The following is a 17,314-nucleotide window of genomic DNA, read 5'->3' as shown; positions in this document are numbered from 1 at the left end:
GGCGTCGCGCCGCTGCCGGGCAGGACCGGGTCCGTCGCTCCCTCGGGCACGGCACGCTCCTCTCTCGTCCGGACATCCGCACGGTACGGCGCCCCGCGACGGGCGCTCGGGCAGATCAGCGCCACGCGGGCGCCGGGTCGGGAGGAGGTGTCGTGTCGGACCCGTGTGCGACGGTGACCCGGTGAGCCGCTCCACCCGCACCCGTCCTGCCTCTGCCCGCCGGACGCCTGCGAGAGGCTCGGGCGGCGCCCGTCGCCGGACCGGCGCCCGTGCCTGGGCCTGGCTGGTGCTGCTGGTGTGCGTGGGTGTCGGCGCGGGCTACCCGGTGTGGTCGCAGGCCCGGGAGTCGGCACGCTTCCCGCTGACCGCCGCCGACGTGGACCGCGCGCGCACCGAGCTCGCCGCCCTGGAGGTGAAGGGCCGCGCGCCGAGCACCGGCTACGACCGGGACGAGTTCGGCTCTGCGTGGGCGGACGTGGACCGCAACGGCTGCGACACCCGCAACGACGTGCTCGCCCGCGACCTCACCGACGTCACCTACAAGGACGGCACGCACGACTGCGTGGTGCTGACCGGCACCCTGGCCGACCCGTACGGCGGCGCCACGATCGACTTCGTGCGCGGGCCGGACAGCGCTGCCGTGCAGATCGACCACGTGGTCGCTCTGTCGGACGCCTGGCAGAAGGGCGCCCAGCAGTGGTCAGCCGAGACCCGCGAGGAGTTCGCGAACGACCCGGCGAACCTGCTCGCGGTGGACGGGCCGATCAACCAGGCGAAGGGTGCCGGCGACGCCGCGACCTGGCTGCCGCCGAGCACCGGGTACCGCTGCGCCTACGTCGCCCAGCAGATCCGGGTGAAGGCCGCCTACGGGCTGTGGGTCACGCAGGCCGAGCACGACGCGATGGACCGACAGCTCGACACCTGCGTCGTCACGGACTGATCCACGGGCGAGGTCGCGGCGGATGCGACCGCGCCGGGCGGAGCATGCCCTCCTGCGGTGATTCGGCCAGCCTTCAGCCTCCTCGCGGTCTCAGACGGTCGGCGATCGAGACCCTTGGCGGCATCCAAGTTTCGTACTGCAGTTTCGTCTTACATAATTGCAGCGGTGAGTGCACGTCTCATCCGCGGATCACCACGAAACGACCAGACATCGAGACCAGACTCACGGGGTAGCGAGACATGACGACGCACACCGCAGCCGACGGCACCGAGTTCACCGAGGCCGATCTCGAGCGCTGGGCGGAGGACGCCGAGGGCGGGTTCGTCGGCGCCCGGTTCGGTCGCGCCACCCCCGGGCGACCGGTCAGCGTGGGTGCCGACGCGCGCCCCCTCACCATCCGCCTCGACGCGCGGCGGCGCGCCAAGCTCGTCGCGCGCGCCGAGGAGCAGCACACCAACGTCTCGCAGGTCCTGCGCGACCTCATCGACGCGCTGTAGCGCCTCGCCCACCGAGCCGGTGCCGGCGCCGTCGCAGGCGCCGCGCAGCCGCACGGCTCAGCGCAACGGGTCGGGTCAGCGGCTCAGAGCAGCGGCCGGCCGAGCACCCACGACCCGCCGAGCACCAGCGCGCCGACGCACACCACGAGGAACACCCCGACCCAGAACCCGCCGGGTAGCGGCGTCAGCCGTCCGAGCACGTCCGCGTCCGACGTCCCGCGACCGCGCGCACCCCGCCGGCCCCGGGCCATCTCGAGCACCGCGCGCGGGGCGCCGAGCAGCAGGTACCAGGTGACGGCGTACGCGACCGCGACCTGCACGGCGCCGCTCCCCCACCAGGTCACGCCGACCAGCAGCACGCCGGTGACCAGGATCGCCCACAGCCCATACCAGTTCCGCACCTGCACCAGCACCAGCAGCAGCGCGAGGAGCAGCCCCCAGAGCAGCCCGACGGCGTACCCGCGCCCGAGCACCCACGCGGCGGCGATGCCGAGCACGGACGGTGCGGTGTAGCCGGCCAGCGCCGTGGCGATCATGCCGGGACCGCGCGGCTTGCCGACGGAGACCGTGAGCCCGGAGGTGTCGGAGTGCAGCCGGATGCCGGACAGCCGCCGCCCGGACAGCACGGCGATCAGGGCGTGCCCGGCCTCGTGGACGAGGGTGAGGACGTGCCGGGTGAGGTGCCACAGGCGCGGGACGGCCAGGCAGAGCAGCACGACGGCGAGGGTGCCGAGCACGACCTCCCGGCTGGGCACGGGCTGGACGCTGGTGGCGCGCGCCCAGATCTCGCGGAGCAGGGTCACAGCGAGTCGGCCGTGACGTCGTGCATCTGCGCGGTGATCCGCAGGCCGTCGGTCTGGACCTGGGCGTCGGTGAGGGTGGCGCCGGCGGGCAGCTGGTCGGTGAGGCTGCCGACCCCGCCGAGGCGGGCGCCGAGGCCGTCGGGCAGCGCGGAGGCGTCGACGACCAGCCCGGCGAGGGTGACCTGCTGGAGCGTCGGGACGACGGTGCCGTCCTCGGCGACCGCGACGGTGAAGGACGCGGACACCGGCACACCCAGCACGGCGCCGGTGGCGACCAGGGTGTCGCCCTCGACGGCGGCGGTGAGGTCCCAGCCGGTGCGCTCGCGCATCGTCTGCTCGATCTGGGCGATCGGCACGGTGCCGGTGGCGACGACCTCGGCGGCGGAGCGGTCGCCGCGCACGGTGACGTCGGTGGCGATGATGTCGAGGTCGGTGATCGCGATGCCGGAGACGGTGGCGCCGTCGGCGTGCAGCCGGATGCGGTCGAGGGTGCCGGAGGCGAGCTGGGTGAGGAACGGGGTGCCCTCGACGCTGACGGTCAGGTCGCCGGTGGTGTCGATCTGGGTGCGGACCGTGTCGGCGGCGACGTCCTCGGCGATCGACCGGGTGACCCCGTCGGCGAGCACGGCGCCGCCCACCAGCACGACGAGGGCGATCGAGAGGCCGACGACGCAGCCCACGCGACGGCGGCGGCGGGGCGGGGCGGAGGCGGCGGGGGTGGCGGAGGTCGACGTCACGCCCCGAGGGTACGAGGCGGACCTGGCGCGCCGCTGAGGATCGATCGGGCCGAAGGTCCCCTCAAGTCCGGCTCGGGATGCGCTGGATGCCGGACAGAACCGGTCCCAACCCTCTGACCTGCGGCGATACTTTGTGAATCTTGGGACGAACGGCCTGACCGACCGTCCGGTAGGTATCAGACGATCGAGTGGCTGACACAACAGGTACCGGCGCATCCCCCCAGCGGCGCCGAACCAGGAGGAACTCGCCATGTCCACTTTCGAGCACGTCCTGCAACCCGGACGCATCGGGTCGCTCGATCTCCCGAACCGCATCGCCCTGGCCCCCATGGGCACCGAGATGGGCACCCACGAGGGCCTGATCACCGAGCGCGAGATCGCGTACTACACGGAGCGCGCCAAGGGCGGCACCGGCCTGGTGATGACCGGCATCTCCGCCGTCTCCCAGGACTACGAGCAGATCAACCCGGGCCTGTGCCGGGTCGACACCGACGCCAGCCTGCCCGGTCTGACGGCTCTCGCCGAGTCGATCCACTCCGTCGGCGGCAAGATCAGCCTCCAGCTCACCGCGGGCCTCGGCCGCAACATCAACAACGTCGACCCGGAGCGCCTGCCGATCTCGGCCTCGGACAACCCGCACTACTCGCACCCCGAGGTGCTGTGCCGGCCGCTGGAGACCGACGAGATCAAGGTGATCGTGCAGCGGCACGCCGAGGCCGCCGCCCGCGCCGCCGCCGCCGGGATCGACGCGATCGACATCCACGGCCACACCGGCTACCTGGTGGACCAGTTCATGAGCCCGGTGTGGAACCGTCGCACCGACGAGTACGGCGGCTCCACCGAGAACCGCTGCCGCTTCGCGGTCGAGATCATCCAGGCCGTCAAGGCCGCGGCCCCCGGGCTGCCGGTGTCGTTCCGCCTGTCGGTGGACCACCGCTTCGAGGGTGGCCGCACCGTCGAGGAGTCCCGCAAGATCGCGGTGATCCTCGAGGCCGCCGGCCTGGACCTGATGATCGCCGACGACGGCTCCTACGAGGCGATGGACTACGTCTTCCCGCCGTACTACCTGGGCGACGCCTGCATGGCGCCGGCCGCGAAGGCCCTCAAGGAGGTCCTGAGCATCCCGGTGATGGCGGTGGGCAACCTGACGCCGGAGAACGCCGAGGCCGTGATCGCCGCCGGCGAGGCGGACTTCGCGGGCATCGGCCGTGGCCTGATCGCCGACCCGGAGTGGGCGAACAAGCTGCGCGCCGGCCGTCGCGGCGACGTGCGCCCCTGCATCCGCTGCAACGCGATGTGCGTCGGCCACGCGTTCTTCGCCGAGGCCCTGGGCTGCGCGGTCAACCCGCAGGTCGGCTTCGAGCGCGAGCGCGTCATCTCGATCTCGGCCCGCCCGAAGCGCGTCGTCGTGGTCGGTGGCGGCCCCGGCGGCCTGGAGGCGGCTCGCGTCGCCGCCCAGCGCGGGCACACCGTGGACCTGTACGAGAAGGGCTCCAACCTCGGTGGCGTGCTGTGGCCCGCCGCGACCCCGGAGTTCAAGAAGGAGCTGCGCGGCATGGTCGGCTGGTGGGAGCGCCAGTTCCGCCTGCTGCCGGTCACCGTGCACCTGAACACCGAGATCACCGCCGAGTCGCCGGAGATCGCCGGGGCGGACGCGGTGATCGTGGCCACCGGCTCGCTGCCGATCATCCCGCGCTCGATCCCGGGCATCGACGGGGAGAACGTCGTCGAGGTGCTGGACTTCCACCTCGGCACCCCGGTGGGCAACCGCGTGGTCGTCGCCGGCGGCGGCCTGTCCGGTGCCGACTCGGCGCTGGAGCTGGCGCAGGCCGGCCACGAGGTGACGATCGTGGAGATGGCGTCCGAGATCGCCAAGGACATGATCATCATCAACCGGATCACCCTGCTGCGGCAGCTGGCCGAGGCCGGCGTGCGGATCCTCACCGGCCACACCGTCACCGCGATCGACGAGAAGGGTCTGGTCGCGACCGACCCCGACGGCGCGGAGATCCGCGTGGACGCCGACACGGTGCTCTCGGCCTTCGGCGTGCGGCCGAACCGCGAGCTGCCGGACGCGCTGGCGGACCGCCCCGAGGTCATCGCGCTCGGCGACTGCGTGAAGCCGGCCAAGGTCGGCGAGGCGATCAACGCCGGGTTCATGGCGGCCTTCGAGCTCTGACCCCCGATCGCGGCACGCACGCCCCCGTCGGCGCCCTGGTGGCACCGGCGGGGGCGTCGTCGTCCGTACCCGAGCCCGGCCCGCAGGTCAGGCCGCCACCGGTTGCACCTCCGCGCGCACCGGCCTTGACTCGGATCCCACCCGGGGACGAAGGGAGCACGGCCATGGGCATCGGTGACTACGTGGACAAGGCGAAGCAGGCCCTGCAGGGCAACGAGGACAAGGCCGCCGACGCGCTCGACAGAGCCGCCGACGCGATCAAGTCCCGCACCTCGGACTCCACCGACGCGAAGGTCGACCAGGTGGTCGACAAGGCGAAGGAGTTCCTCGAGAAGGACAAGCAGGACCGCGCCTGACCTGCGCAGACGATCGGCGCACGCACGACGACGCCCGGCGGGGACCCTCCTCCCGACCGGGCGTCGTCCTGCCTGCCCGCGGTGCTACTCGTAGCTGACCGCGTCCAGCACCTTCATCCGGGCCGCCCGGCCCGCCGGCCACAGCGCGGCGAGCACGCCGACCACGACCGCCAGCACCAGCATCCCGACCAGGTTGCCCCACGGGATCACCAGCGAGGACAGGCCGTCGTCCGCGTAGACCCGGGGCAGCGCGGAGGCCAGCGCGACGCCGACCACCAGGCCGACCACCGTGCCGAACACCGCCGTGAGCACCGACTCGATCGTCACCGTGCCGGACAGCTGGAGCCGACCCAGGCCGACCGCACGCAGCAGGCCGATCTCCCGGGTCCGCTCGATCACCGACAGCGCCAGGGTGTTGACGATGCCGAGCACCGCGATCACCACGGACAGCCCGAGCAGCGCGTACAGGATCACCAGCACCTGGTTCACCTGGTCGGCCATGTCCGACACCCACTCGTCCTTGTCCTGCACCGAGACGACCACGTACGGCGCCACCGCGTCGGCCACCGCCTGCCGGGCCTCCGCGACGGTGGTGCCGGCGGCCGCGTTCACGAACACCGTGTCGATCGACTGGTCCGTGGCGGGGACGATCTCGTCCAGCACCGGCTGGTCCACCACGTAGGGCGCACCGAGGGCGTTCGACTCGAAGATCGCGCCGATGGTCAGCGTGCGGGTGGCGCCGCCGGCCTTCATCTCGAGGGTGTCGCCGACGGCCAGCCCGTCGTCCTCGGCCCGGGACTTCTGCACCGCGACCTCGCCGTCGGCCAGCGAACCCAGGTCGCCGTCGATCGTCCGCACCTTGATCGACCGCCCGAACGTGCCGGGGGTCAGGCCGATCAGGTTGCTGCGGGCGCCGTCCACCGACACCGCGGCGAAGCCGACGACATCCGCCTGCTCGACCTCGGGCAGCACCTCCACGTCGGCGATCGCACCCGGCGGGATCACGTAGGTGGCCGAGCGCATGATCAGGTCGGCGTTGGCCTCCTGGTCGACGATCGACGCCACCGAGGACTCCGCCGAGGCCGCGATCACCGACACGCCGCCGACCAGCGCCATGCCGATCATCAGCGCACCGGCCGTGTTGGCGGTCCGGCGCGGGTTGCGCACCACGTTGCCGCGCGCCAGCCGGCCCACCGGTCGCACCAGCCGGACGAACGGCGCCGCGAGCAGCCCGATCGTCCACCGCGCCAGGTGCGGCGACAGCATGAGCACGCCGATCACCACGGCCGCGGCGCCGACGGACAGCGCCGTCTCGCCGTAGCCCGCCTCCGGGTTCACCGCCGCAGCGACCACTGCGGCCGCCCCCAGACCGGTGAGCAGCGCGCCGATCACCGCCCGCACCCGCAGCGAGCGCTCCCGGACCGTCACCTCCTCGCGCATGGCCTCCACCGGCGGGACCAGCGCCGCACGCCGGGCGGGGACCGCCGCCGCGAGCACGCTGACCACCGTGCCGACCACCAGCGAGATCACGATCGTCGCGGCGTCCACGGGGATGTCCCCGGACAGGCTCATGCCCATCGACTCGAAGCCGACCTTGAGCATCTGCACCAGCCCCAGACCGGCGGCGATGCCCACCGCCGACCCGACCAGGCCGACCACCGCGGCCTGCACCAGGATCGAGGCGAACACCTGCGTCGGCGAGGCGCCGACCGCGCGGAGCAGCGCGAACTCGCGCATCCGCTGCCGCACCGACATCGCGAAGGTGTTGGAGATGATGAACGCGCCGACGAACAGCGCGATGGCCGCGAACACCAGCAGGAACGTCGTGACGAACCCGAGCATCTCGCCGATGGCGTCCTTGCTCTCCTGCCGGACGTCGTCACCGGTGGCCACCTCGACCGCCGGGTCGTCCAGCGCGGCGCCGACGCGCTCCACCAGCTGCTGCTGGGTCACGCCGTCCTCGCCGTAGATCGCGATGTCCATCAGGTCGCCGTCCGGCGCGAACAGGCTCATGCCGGTGGCCTGGTCGACCAGCGCGATCGTCGCGCCGGCCATCGGACCGCCCATGTCGACCTCGCCGACCACCGTCACGTCGGTCAGCTCCCCCTGGAGCACCGCCGTCGTGCTGTCGCCGATCGCCAGGCCCGAGGACTCCAGGGTCGCGGACTCCAGCGCGATCTCCCCGGCCTTCTCCGGCCGACGGCCGTCCACGATCGAGGTGGCCGGGTCGTCCGGCACCGACAGGAACGCCATGCTCGGCGCCTGGGTGCTCAGCACCGCCGTGCCGTCCGCGCCGACCAGCACCAGCGATCCCTGGACCTCCGGGATCGCGTGCGCCACGCCGTCGACGGCGGCCACCTGGTCCACCAGATCGACCGAGACCGGCACCCGCGTCGCCGCGGCGCCCTCGGACATCGTCGCCTCGGAGCCCGACTCCTCGGCGCCACGCACGTAGGCGTCACCCCGGCTGCCCGCGTCCACGATCCCGTCGAAGGTGCTCGACATCATCGCGCGCAGCGAGAACGTGCCGGCCACGAAGGCCACACCCAGCGCGACCGCCAGCAGGGACAGCAGGAAGCGGACCAGGTGCGCGCGGATCCCCCGCAGGGCCACGCGTCCCATCAGACCGCTGCGCCGTCGTGCGCGGCCACCGGCGTGCGGCGGGCCGTCAGGGAGGTCAGCGTCGCCAGCACCGTGTCCGGCGTGGGCTCGCGCACCTCGGCGACCAGGCGGCCGTCCGCGAGGAACAGCACCCGGTGCGCGTAGGAGGCGGCGACCGGGTCGTGCGTCACCATCACGACCGACTGGCCGAGCTCGTCCACCGAGCGGCGCAGGAAGCCCAGCACCTCGCCGGAGGACGTCGAGTCGAGGTTGCCGGTCGGCTCGTCGGCGAACACCACCGCCGGGCGCGACACCAGAGCGCGCGCGCACGCCACCCGCTGCTGCTGCCCGCCGGACAGCTCGGTCGGCTTGTGGCTCAGGCGGTCCGCCAGGCCGACGGCCTCGACCACGGCGTCCAGGTGGGCCTTGTCCACCGGCTTGCGCGCGATGTCCAGCGGCAGAGTGATGTTCTCCAGCGCGGTCAGCGTCGGCACCAGGTTGAACGCCTGGAAGATGAAGCCGAGGCGGGTGCGGCGCAGCTGGGTGAGCTGGCGCTCGTTCATCTGGCCGATCGGCAGCCCGTCGACCTCGATGTCGCCGGCCGTGGCGCGGTCCAGCCCGGCCATGCAGTGCATCAGCGTCGACTTGCCGGAGCCCGACGGCCCCATGATCGCGGTCATCTCGCCGCGGCCGAAGTCGACGTCCACCCCTGCGAGGGCCTGCACGGCGGTCTCGCCGGAGCCGTAGGTCTTGACCAGTCCGCGTGCTGTCGCGATCGGCGTGGTCTCGTTCGTGGTCATGGTGCCCCGTCTGTGCGTCGTGGGTGCGTGCGTGATCGGTGTGCGGCCGGGGCGGGGGCCCCGGCGACGGCCTGCACCGCCGCGTGGGGCGCGGGTCGGGCTGGCGTCAGGATCGATCGTGGCGGGTGCGCGTGGGCGGTCGCATCGGTGATGACCCTGGTCGTCCCCTGAGTCTCCCCTGATCATCACTCGGCGCGAAAGTGCAGGTCAGAGCCTGGATGGTCCGAACGGGTGGGGACCAGGGTCCCGATCAGGGCCGGGTGCCGCGGGTCCGGTGCCGCACCGGGTGCCGCGGTGGCCGTCCGCACGGTCGGGGCTGGGACCTCGATCCCCCACGCCGACCCCGGGCGCCGACCCGCTGGACGCACGTGCAGCCGGTCACCTGTGGCGCAGGTCACACGGCGATCCTACGCTGGGCGGGCGAGGTGCTCCGATGGCGTGGTTCCTGCTGACCGTCTGCACGGTGACCCCGGCGCTCGCCTACGCCGCGGTCGTCGCACTGCTGCCCGGCGGCGAGCGGCCGCTGCGCGAGCGGTTCGCGCGGCGGCGGCGTGCGGGTCGGCAGGGTGCGGGTCGGCAGGGTGCGGGTCGGCGTGCGGCGACGGACCACGACCGGCCGACGGATCCCTCCGGGCCGACTCTCCCGAGCGCTGACCGCACCGCGCGCACGGACCGCCCACGCGGGGCCCGCGAGCGGCGCGGACTGCTCCACCGGCGCCCGCCGACCCCGCCGCTGCCCGACCCCTTCGACGCCCTGCAGGTGCAGACCCGGCTCGCCATCGTCGCCGAGCACATCCGCCACCTGGAGGAGGACCGGCACGCGTGGGCGCGCGCGGAGCGGATCATCGCCGCCCAGCTCGCCTACGACGCGCTGCTCGCGCAGGCGTGTCGGATGGCCGGGGTCGAGGTGCTGCCCCGGGCGAAGGGTGATCCGTGGGAGCGGCTGCGCGAGGAGGTCGAGCTGATCGCCCGCGGCTGGACGTGGTGACGTACCCGGCGCATCGGCACCTGCGGCACGGAAGCGTGCGCGACTCGTCCCGGTGCGCGGCGCGTCAGCCCGCGACGACGGTGAGCGTGCTCGACCCGTCCGCCCGCCTCCGGACCGCGATCCGCTCCGCCACCGCCTGCTTCATCGTCTCGACGTGCGACACGACGCCCACCACCCGACCACCGGCGCGCAGCCGCCCGAGCTCGGCGAGCACGACGTCGAGCGTCTCGGGGTCGAGCGTGCCGAAGCCCTCGTCCACGAACAGGGTGCCGAGCTCGATCCCGCCGGCCTCGCCGGTGACGACGTCGGCCATGCCGAGCGCCAGGCAGAGCGAGACGTAGAAGGTCTCGCCGCCGGACAGGGTGCGCGGGTCGCGGGACTTCTCGGTGGTGCGGTCGAGCACGCGCATCGCCAGCCCGGTCTTGCGGGTACGGACGTCCTCGCGCTCGTCGGAGCGCTCGAGCTCGTAGCGGCCGTCGGACATCTGGCGCAGGCGTTCGTTCGCGGCGGCGACGACGTCCTCGAACCGGCGGACCAGCACGTAGGTCGGCAGCGAGCGGGCCAGGGTGTTGGCGGCGTCGGTGCCGGCGGCCAGGCCGGCCATCCGCACGACGGGCGCGGCCGACTCCTCCTGCTCGGCCAGCGCCGCGCAGGCGGTGTCGACCAGCGTCGCCGCGGCCCGTGCGGCATCGACCCGGTCGTGGGCGGCGGCGTGCTGCGTGCCCTCGCGCTCGGCGACCACACGGGCCTCCTGCTCGGCGACGGCGAGGTCCTCGGCGACCTGCGCGAGCGCGGCGACCGCCTCCGCGTCGAGCGGTCCGTCGATCTCCGGCCCGGGCTCCTCGGCGAGGCCGAGCTCGACCCGCGCGAGCGCCGTGCGGTGCCGCTCGACGGCGCGCTCGACCTCCGCGAGGCCCTGCGCCTCGACCAGGGCGTCGCGGGCCGTCGCCTCGTCGGCGAAGTCCTGCGCGGCGAGCACGGCGACCACCTCCGCCTCGCGGGCGGTCACATCGGCGGCAGCGGCGGTGCGACGGTCGAGGGCGGCGAGCAGGGCGTCGGCGGACACGACCTGGGACTCCGCCGCGCTGTGCCGGGCGGCGACCGTGGGGTGCCCCTCACGGGCGGTCTCGACCTCGGCGCGGTCACGGGCGAGGTCGTGGGCGGCGCGGTCACGGGCGGACTCCGCCTCCTGCCGCTGCTGCTCGCGGGCGGCGCGCTCCTGCTGCATCGTGGCGGTGCGCGCGTCGTGGGCGTCGAGGGCCGCCCGCAGGCCGTCCCGCTCGGTGGCGGCGGCGCGGGTGGTGGCGAGCGCCTGCTCGCGGTCGGCGGCCAGCGCCTGCGCCTCGTCCTGGCTGTGGCCGTCGGTGGCCCGGGCGAGCGCGGTGCGCCGTTCGGCCAGGGCGGCGACCTCGGACCCGGTGCTCGTGACCAGCGTCTCGGCGGCCTGGCGGGCGCGCTCGGCAGCCTCGACCTGCTCCTGGCCGACGTGGTCCGGTGCGAGCGGCGCCACGTGCGGGTGCTCGGTGGACCCGCAGACCGGGCACTGCTCACCCTCCGCCAGCCCGGCGGCGATCTCCCCGGCGAACCCGGCCAGCCGCGCGGTCCGCAGCGCCGCCTCGACGCGCACCGCCTCCCGGGCGTCGGCCACCGCGCGCTCCCGGCGGGCGACGGCGACCTCGTGGGCCTGGTCGGTGGTGGCGAGTTCCTGCACCGCGCGCAGCACGGCCCGCGCGGCGTCGACCTCGTGGCGGCGGGCGTCCTCGGTGGCGGCGGTAGCGGTCGCCGCGTCGAGGGCCGCGACCACGTCGGCGCGCCCGGCCGGGCGCGCGGCGATCTGCTCGTCCAGTCGGGCGAGGGCCTCGGCCTGCGCGGCGGCGACACCGCCCAGGCGGTCGACCTCGACCTGCGCGCGCCCGAGCCCGGCCTCCAGCCGGACCAGCCGGGTCAGGGTGGCGACCGTCCCGGCGGCCAGGTCGCGCGACGCGGCCAGGTCGGCGCGGGCCGACGCGGCGAGGTCGACCCGCGACAGGGCACCCTTCGCCGGGTCCTCGCGCGCCGGGCCGCGCCGCGCGGGGGCACCGGGAACCACGTCGTCCAACCCGCCGCCGGGCAGCGCGCGCTCCGACATGCCGCCACCCGGCGTCCCGGCTTCCGGCACCGCGCCGTCCCACGTCAGCCCGCGCGGCACCAGCGCCCGCGGCGCCGCGTCGACCGCCGCGACCAGCTCCTTCTCCGCCCCGGCGAGCCCGCCCCGCGCCTCGTCCAGCCCGCGCAGCACCGGCCGCACCACCGCTGCACGCCGACCCCGGGCCAGGCGCTCGACGTCGGCGGCGTGCTCGGCGGCCCGCGCGCTCAGCGCCTCGTGCTCGTCCAGCAGGGCGCGTCGGCTCCGCGCGCGGCGCAGCACCTCGGCGGCGGCGGACGCCTGCTCGTGGGCGGCACCCGACCGTCCGGCGGCGGCCTCGGCTGCCACCCGGGCAGCCTCGACCGCCCCGGCGAGGTCGGCGACCTGCACGGCGACGAGGTCCGGCACGGCGGCGGGCTGCTCGGCGGCGGCGGAGAGCAGCGTGCCGGCGGTCTCGTCCTCGAGGCGTGCGGCGCCGACGAACCGCGACACCGCGTCCTGCACGCGGCTCCGGGCGTCGGTGAGCCCGCGCTGCACCTCGCGGCGCTGGTCCTCCAGCCGCTGCTGCACCCGCTCGTAGACCTCGGTGCCGAAGATGCGTTGCAGCAGGCCGCGCCGCTGCTCGGGGTCGGCGCGCAGGAAGCTGGCGAACTCGCCCTGCGGCAGCACCATGGTCTGCACGAACTGTGTCCGGTCGAGCCCGACCACCCGGGTCAGCTCGGCCCCCGCCTCGTCCAGACGGGTGGAGACGATGTCGCCCACCGCCTCGTCCGCGGGACCCTCCGGGACGGCGCCCAGCCGCCAGAGCTTCACGGTGGCCTGCTGGCGCGTGCTGCCGCTGCCCCGGCGCTTGACCCGGTCGTACGCGGGGGTGCGGCGCACCCGGTAGACACCGGCGCCGGTCTCGAAGACCAGGTCCACGACGGTCTCGACGTCCTCGGGGGCGAAGGCGGAGCGCAGCCGGTCCTCGCTGGCCCCGGCGCCGGCGACCTTGCCGTACAGCGCGAAGACGATCGCGTCGATGATCGTGGACTTGCCGGCGCCGGTGGGACCCTCCAGCAGGAACAGCCCGCCGGCGGCGAGCTGGGCGAAGTCGATCTCGTGCCGCCCGGCGAACGGTCCGACGGCCTGGATGGTGAGCGAGTGCAGCCGCATCAGGCGCTCCGCTCCGCCGCGACGACCTGCTCGTAGGCGCGGCGCAGCACGGCGGACTCGGCGGGGGTCGTGGCGGTTCCGCGCACGTGGGTCACGAACTCCTCGACCACCTCCAGCGGGTCGCGGGCGGCGGTGACCACGGCGGCGCGGCGCTCGTCGGTGCGGGCCGGCGGCTGGTGCTGGACGACCAGCGCGTGCGCGAACCGCTCCCGCACCCGGCGGTAGAGGTCGGCGGGGCGCTGCACGTCGGTGACGGTGACCCGGACCCAGTCCTCGGTGTGCGCCTCCCCGGCCGTGCCGAGCAGGTCGTCCAGCGTGCCGGTGAGATCGGTGAGGCGGCGCGGCACCGGCGTCGGCAGCAGGCGGACCTCGCCGGGGCCGTCCGGGCCGAGGTCGACGAGCGCGAGGGACTTGGTGTGCCCGGCCTCGGAGAAGGAGTACGCCAGCGGCGACCCCGCGTAGCGCAGCACCGTGCGGCCCTCCGGGTCACCGACGCGCTGCGGCCCGTGCAGGTGACCGAGCGCGACGTAGTCCACCCCGTCGAAGGTCGAGGTGGGGGCGTGGTCGACGCCGCCGACCCGGATGTCCCGCTCGGACTCGCTGGCGGCACCACCGACGACGAAGGCGTGCGCGAGCACCACGGCGCGCACGGGCGTCGCCCCGGCACCGGCCCGCCGGTCGGCGAGATCGGCACGCACCCGATCCATGGCGGCACCGAGCACGGCGGCGTGCGAGCGCGGCAGCGGTGCGTCGCCGACGGCCAGCGTGTGCCGGGCGACGTCCGGGTCGAGGTAGGGCAGCCCGTACACGAGCACCCGCTCGTCCGACCCGTCGAGCACCACCGGGCGGTCCAGGTCGGCCGGCGTGGCGACGATCCGGATCCGCTCCCGCATCAGCGCCGAGCCGAAGCCCAGCCGCGCGGCGGAGTCGTGGTTGCCGGGCGTGATCACCACGGTCGTCAGGTCCGCCAGCCGCGCCAGGGCGTCGGACAGCAGGGCGACCGCCTCGACCGGCGGGATCGCGCGGTCGTACACGTCGCCCGCGACCAGCACCGCGTCCACCCGCTCGGCGCGCACGACCTCGACCAGGTGGTCGAGGAACGCCGACTGGTGGCCCAGCAGGTCGACCCCGTGCAGGGTCCGGCCCAGGTGCCAGTCGGAGGTGTGGAGCAGCCGCATGCCACGAACGTAACGGAGCCCTCCGACACCGCCGACCACCCCGGGCATCGCCTGTGGACGAACGGCGTGGCGCGGACCTGTGGACGGCTCGACGCCCGCTCGTGGAGCGGATCAGGCGACGGCGGGCTCCCCCTCGTGCCCGAACAGGTCGACGTCCAGACCCAGCAGCGTCAGCTTCTCGCGCACCTCGCCGTGCGGGTCGCGCAGCGTCAGCCGCTGACCGGTCTCGGTCGCCGCCATGTGCAGCTGGAGCACGAACGCCAGCCCCGACGAGTCGATGAAGGTGACCCCGGTCGCGTCCACGACGATGGGGTCGGTGCTCGTCAGGGCCTGGGCCATCGAGGTGCTCGCGTCGCCTCGCAGCGCCGCGTCCACCTCGCCCCAGAGCCTGACCAGCGTGGTGCCCCCCGCGGTGGTCACGTCGATCCCGCCGAGCGCGGGATCCTCCGTCAGGTCCATCGGTCCTCTGTTCTGTCGTGGATGACGAGCCGGCCGATCATGGACCCGCTGCCGACGGCGCGCACCCGCAGGTGCGGCGACCGTCGTCGGTCGGGGCCGGATGAGGCCGTCCGTCGTGTGGTGCTCATGGGAAGAACGCGAGGGCACGCCTCAGCGTTCCCGATCGAGACGAACGATCGTTGACCAACGCTTGACCAGCGAGGGAACGATCAGCCCTCGGCGTCCAGCGGCTCGGTGACGTCGGCCACCGTCGCGTCCAGCACCCGGACCAGGTCGTCCCCGTCGAGGGTGGCGCCGACGCCGTGCGCCCCGCCGCCGATCGACGCGGGACGGCCCGGCACCCGGGAGTCGGCGACCACCGGCCAGGCGCGCAGCGAGCCGAACGGGGTGATCGTGCCGCGCTCGTAGCCGGTGACCTCGCGGGCCGTGGCGGCGTCGGGCATGGACATACGGGTGACGCCGAGCAGCGTGCGCAGCTTCGGCCAGGAGATCTGGCGGTCGCCGGGGACCAGGACGAACAGGAAGTCGTCGTCGCCGCGCCGGACCACCAGCGTCTTGACGATCCCGGAGGGGTCGACTCCCCGCGCCGCGGCGGCCTCCGCGAGGGAGCGCACCGGCCCGTGGCTGGTGATCGTGTAGGCCGCGCCGCTCGCCGCGAGGGCTCGTTCGGCCCGCTGGGCGCCGTCCGACGAAGGGTCGACGGAGGAGGACGCGTCGGGGCCCGGAGTGGTGCTCATGCTCGTCAGCGTACGAGCGACCACCGACACGCGCCGCCGCTCACCCCACCAGGCGACCGTTCTCGACCCGCACCTCCTGCCCGTGCCAGGTGCGGCGCAGCCAGCGGTCGTGCGTCGCGACCACCACCGCCCCGGGGGCCGAGCGCAGCGCGTCGGTCAGCTCGTCCGCCAGGGTCAGCGAGAGGTGGTTGGTCGGCTCGTCCAGCAGCAGCACGTCCGGCTTCTGCACCACGAGCAGCGCGAGCACCACCCGGCGCCGCTGGCCGACGCTGAGCGCCCGCAGCGGCCGGTCGAGGTCACGCGGGGCGACCAGCCCGAGCTCGGCCAGCGCGGGCAGGCGCTCGGATCCCCCGGTCACCAGGTCGTAGACCGCGCGCGGCGTCCGCTCGTCCTCTGCGAGGCCGACGTCCTGCTCGAGCAGCGCCACCGAGACCCCGCGCGAGCGTCCGACGCTGCCCGAGACCGGCGCCAGATCGCCTGCGAGCAGGTGCAGCAACGTCGACTTGCCGGAGCCGTTCGGCCCGCTGACCAGCAGCGCCGCGTCCCGGTGCACGTCGAGCGCGTCCACCCGCAGCCGGGCGGGCACCACCGCGTCGCGCACGGTGATCGCGGTGCCGACCGATGCGTGCTGCCCGGCGGACCGGGTGGACCCCGGGGTGCCGGCGGCCGGCTCGGCAGCCGGGGTGGCCGCCGCCGTCAGCGCGGCGGTGAACCGCAGCGGGCGCGGCGGCCGCGGCACCTGCTCGCGCTCGAGGTCGTCCAGCCGGTGCCGGGCGTTGCGCACCCGCCGGGAGGTCTGCTGGCCGACGCGGTTGCCCTGGTTCCCGTAGGCCATCTTGTTGCGATCGGTCATCGCTCGACCCGGCGCCACCGACCGCGCCGATCCGTCCGCCGCCAGCGAGGCGCGCAGCGAGGCGGGCTCCTCGCGCTCGGCGAGCCACCGCTGCTCCCACCGCTCGCGGGCGACCCGCTTGGCCTCGCGGTAGTCGCTGTACCGGCCGCCGATCACCCGCGGGCCGTCGAGGCCGGGATCGAGGTCGAGGATCTCGGTGCAGACCTCGTCCAGGAACACCCGGTCGTGGCTGGCGAGCACCACGGCCCCCGGCAGATCGACCAGCGAGGTCGCCAGGAACTCGGCGGCGTCGTCGTCCAGGTGGTTGGTCGGCTCGTCCAGCAGCACCGCGCCGGGTCGGCGCACCAGCACCGCCGCGAGCGCGAGCCGGCTGCGCTGGCCGCCGGACATCCGCCCGGTGCGTCGGTTCGGCTCGACGTCCGCCAGCCCGAGACCGGCGAGCACCCGCTGCGCGCGGGCGTCGGCGTCCCAGACCTCGGCGGCCTGCGCCCGCAGCAGCGCGTCGTCGTAGCGGGTCGCGGCGTCCGCGGGATCGCCGGGATCGGCCAGCGCGGCCGCGGCGGCCTCGAGCTCAGCACCGATCGCCCGCACCTCCGCGAGCGCCACCTCGAGCACCTCGCCGAGCGTGGCGTCGGGGCCGAAGGGCGGCTCCTGGTGCAGGTAGGCGAGGTCGGCGGGGCGATCCACCGTGCCGGAGTCGGGGTCCTCCGCACCCGCGAGCAGCCGGAGCAGCGTGGACTTGCCGATCCCGTTCTCGCCGACGACGCCGAGCCGGTGGCCCGGGGCGACGGCCACGGAGAGATCGGTGAGCACCCGGCGGTCGCAGTACGTGCGGGACAGGCCGACGGCGCGGAGCACGGGCGTGCGGGCGCCGTCGAGGAGCGAGGGGACGGAGACAGAGGACAA

14 protein-coding genes are annotated in these 17,314 nt (G+C 74.7%); 5 read left to right on the top strand and 9 right to left on the bottom strand.

Going from position 1 to position 17,314, the window contains the following annotated elements:
- Positions 1-181: 181 nt before the first annotated feature.
- On the top strand, positions 182-940 hold the full coding sequence (locus tag ACZ5HG_RS00815) for an HNH endonuclease family protein (RefSeq protein WP_464179691.1): 759 nt from the start codon (positions 182-184) through the stop codon (positions 938-940).
- Between the two features lie 239 nt (positions 941-1,179).
- Complete coding sequence (locus tag ACZ5HG_RS00810) at positions 1,180-1,437, top strand: CopG family transcriptional regulator (RefSeq protein WP_464179689.1); 258 nt, start codon at positions 1,180-1,182, stop codon at positions 1,435-1,437.
- Between the two features lie 83 nt (positions 1,438-1,520).
- Here the strand turns inward: ACZ5HG_RS00810 and ACZ5HG_RS00805 are convergent, their stop codons facing one another.
- Together ACZ5HG_RS00805 and ACZ5HG_RS00800 are read right to left on the bottom strand one after the other, a co-directional pair.
- Positions 1,521-2,240 (bottom strand): M50 family metallopeptidase, encoded by a 720-nt coding sequence (locus tag ACZ5HG_RS00805; RefSeq protein WP_464179687.1) that lies wholly within the window; start codon positions 2,238-2,240, stop codon positions 1,521-1,523.
- Positions 2,237-2,977, bottom strand: a complete 741-nt coding sequence (locus ACZ5HG_RS00800) for an LmeA family phospholipid-binding protein (protein WP_464179685.1) — start codon at positions 2,975-2,977, stop codon at positions 2,237-2,239. Before ACZ5HG_RS00800 ends, ACZ5HG_RS00805 begins: the two co-directional genes overlap by 4 nt.
- Before the next feature lie 250 nt (positions 2,978-3,227).
- Between ACZ5HG_RS00800 and ACZ5HG_RS00795 the strand changes: the two genes are divergently transcribed.
- Positions 3,228-5,156, top strand: coding sequence for an oxidoreductase (locus ACZ5HG_RS00795; protein ID WP_464179683.1), 1,929 nt, complete (start codon positions 3,228-3,230; stop codon positions 5,154-5,156).
- A 164-nt stretch (positions 5,157-5,320) separates the two neighbouring features.
- On the top strand, positions 5,321-5,512 hold the full coding sequence (locus ACZ5HG_RS00790) for an Rv0909 family putative TA system antitoxin (RefSeq protein WP_464179681.1): 192 nt from the start codon (positions 5,321-5,323) through the stop codon (positions 5,510-5,512).
- 84 nt (positions 5,513-5,596) lie between these two features.
- On the opposite strand, the gene ACZ5HG_RS00785 is transcribed toward ACZ5HG_RS00790, so the two are convergent.
- Positions 5,597-8,134 (bottom strand): ABC transporter permease, encoded by a 2,538-nt coding sequence (locus ACZ5HG_RS00785; RefSeq protein ID WP_464179678.1) that lies wholly within the window; start codon positions 8,132-8,134, stop codon positions 5,597-5,599.
- Positions 8,134-8,913, bottom strand: coding sequence for an ABC transporter ATP-binding protein (locus tag ACZ5HG_RS00780; protein ID WP_464179676.1), 780 nt, complete (start codon positions 8,911-8,913; stop codon positions 8,134-8,136). Before ACZ5HG_RS00780 ends, ACZ5HG_RS00785 begins: the two co-directional genes overlap by 1 nt.
- A gap of 433 nt (positions 8,914-9,346) precedes the next feature.
- On the opposite strand from ACZ5HG_RS00780, the gene ACZ5HG_RS00775 reads away from it, so the two are divergent.
- A complete protein-coding gene (locus ACZ5HG_RS00775; RefSeq protein WP_464179674.1) occupies positions 9,347-9,901 on the top strand; it encodes a hypothetical protein in 555 nt (184 codons plus the stop codon).
- 64 nt (positions 9,902-9,965) lie between these two features.
- On the opposite strand, the gene ACZ5HG_RS00770 is transcribed toward ACZ5HG_RS00775, so the two are convergent.
- The 5 genes from ACZ5HG_RS00770 to ACZ5HG_RS00750 all read right to left on the bottom strand — a co-directional run bounded on the left by ACZ5HG_RS00770 (position 9,966) and on the right by ACZ5HG_RS00750 (position 17,314).
- On the bottom strand, positions 9,966-13,181 hold the full coding sequence (locus ACZ5HG_RS00770; RefSeq protein WP_464179672.1) for an AAA family ATPase: 3,216 nt from the start codon (positions 13,179-13,181) through the stop codon (positions 9,966-9,968).
- Complete coding sequence (locus tag ACZ5HG_RS00765) at positions 13,181-14,359, bottom strand: exonuclease SbcCD subunit D (RefSeq protein WP_464179670.1); 1,179 nt, start codon at positions 14,357-14,359, stop codon at positions 13,181-13,183. The genes ACZ5HG_RS00770 and ACZ5HG_RS00765 overlap by 1 nt, the downstream gene beginning before the upstream one ends.
- A gap of 111 nt (positions 14,360-14,470) precedes the next feature.
- Positions 14,471-14,818, bottom strand: a complete 348-nt coding sequence (locus ACZ5HG_RS00760) for an STAS domain-containing protein (RefSeq protein ID WP_464179668.1) — start codon at positions 14,816-14,818, stop codon at positions 14,471-14,473.
- A gap of 209 nt (positions 14,819-15,027) precedes the next feature.
- Complete coding sequence (locus ACZ5HG_RS00755) at positions 15,028-15,555, bottom strand: aminoacyl-tRNA deacylase (protein ID WP_464179666.1); 528 nt, start codon at positions 15,553-15,555, stop codon at positions 15,028-15,030.
- A 40-nt stretch (positions 15,556-15,595) separates the two neighbouring features.
- A complete protein-coding gene (locus ACZ5HG_RS00750; RefSeq protein ID WP_464179664.1) occupies positions 15,596-17,314 on the bottom strand; it encodes an ABC-F family ATP-binding cassette domain-containing protein in 1,719 nt (572 codons plus the stop codon).

This window comes from Cellulomonas sp. GTC20042 (genome assembly GCF_055389595.1).
This window is presented reverse-complemented; position numbering and strand designations above follow the sequence as displayed.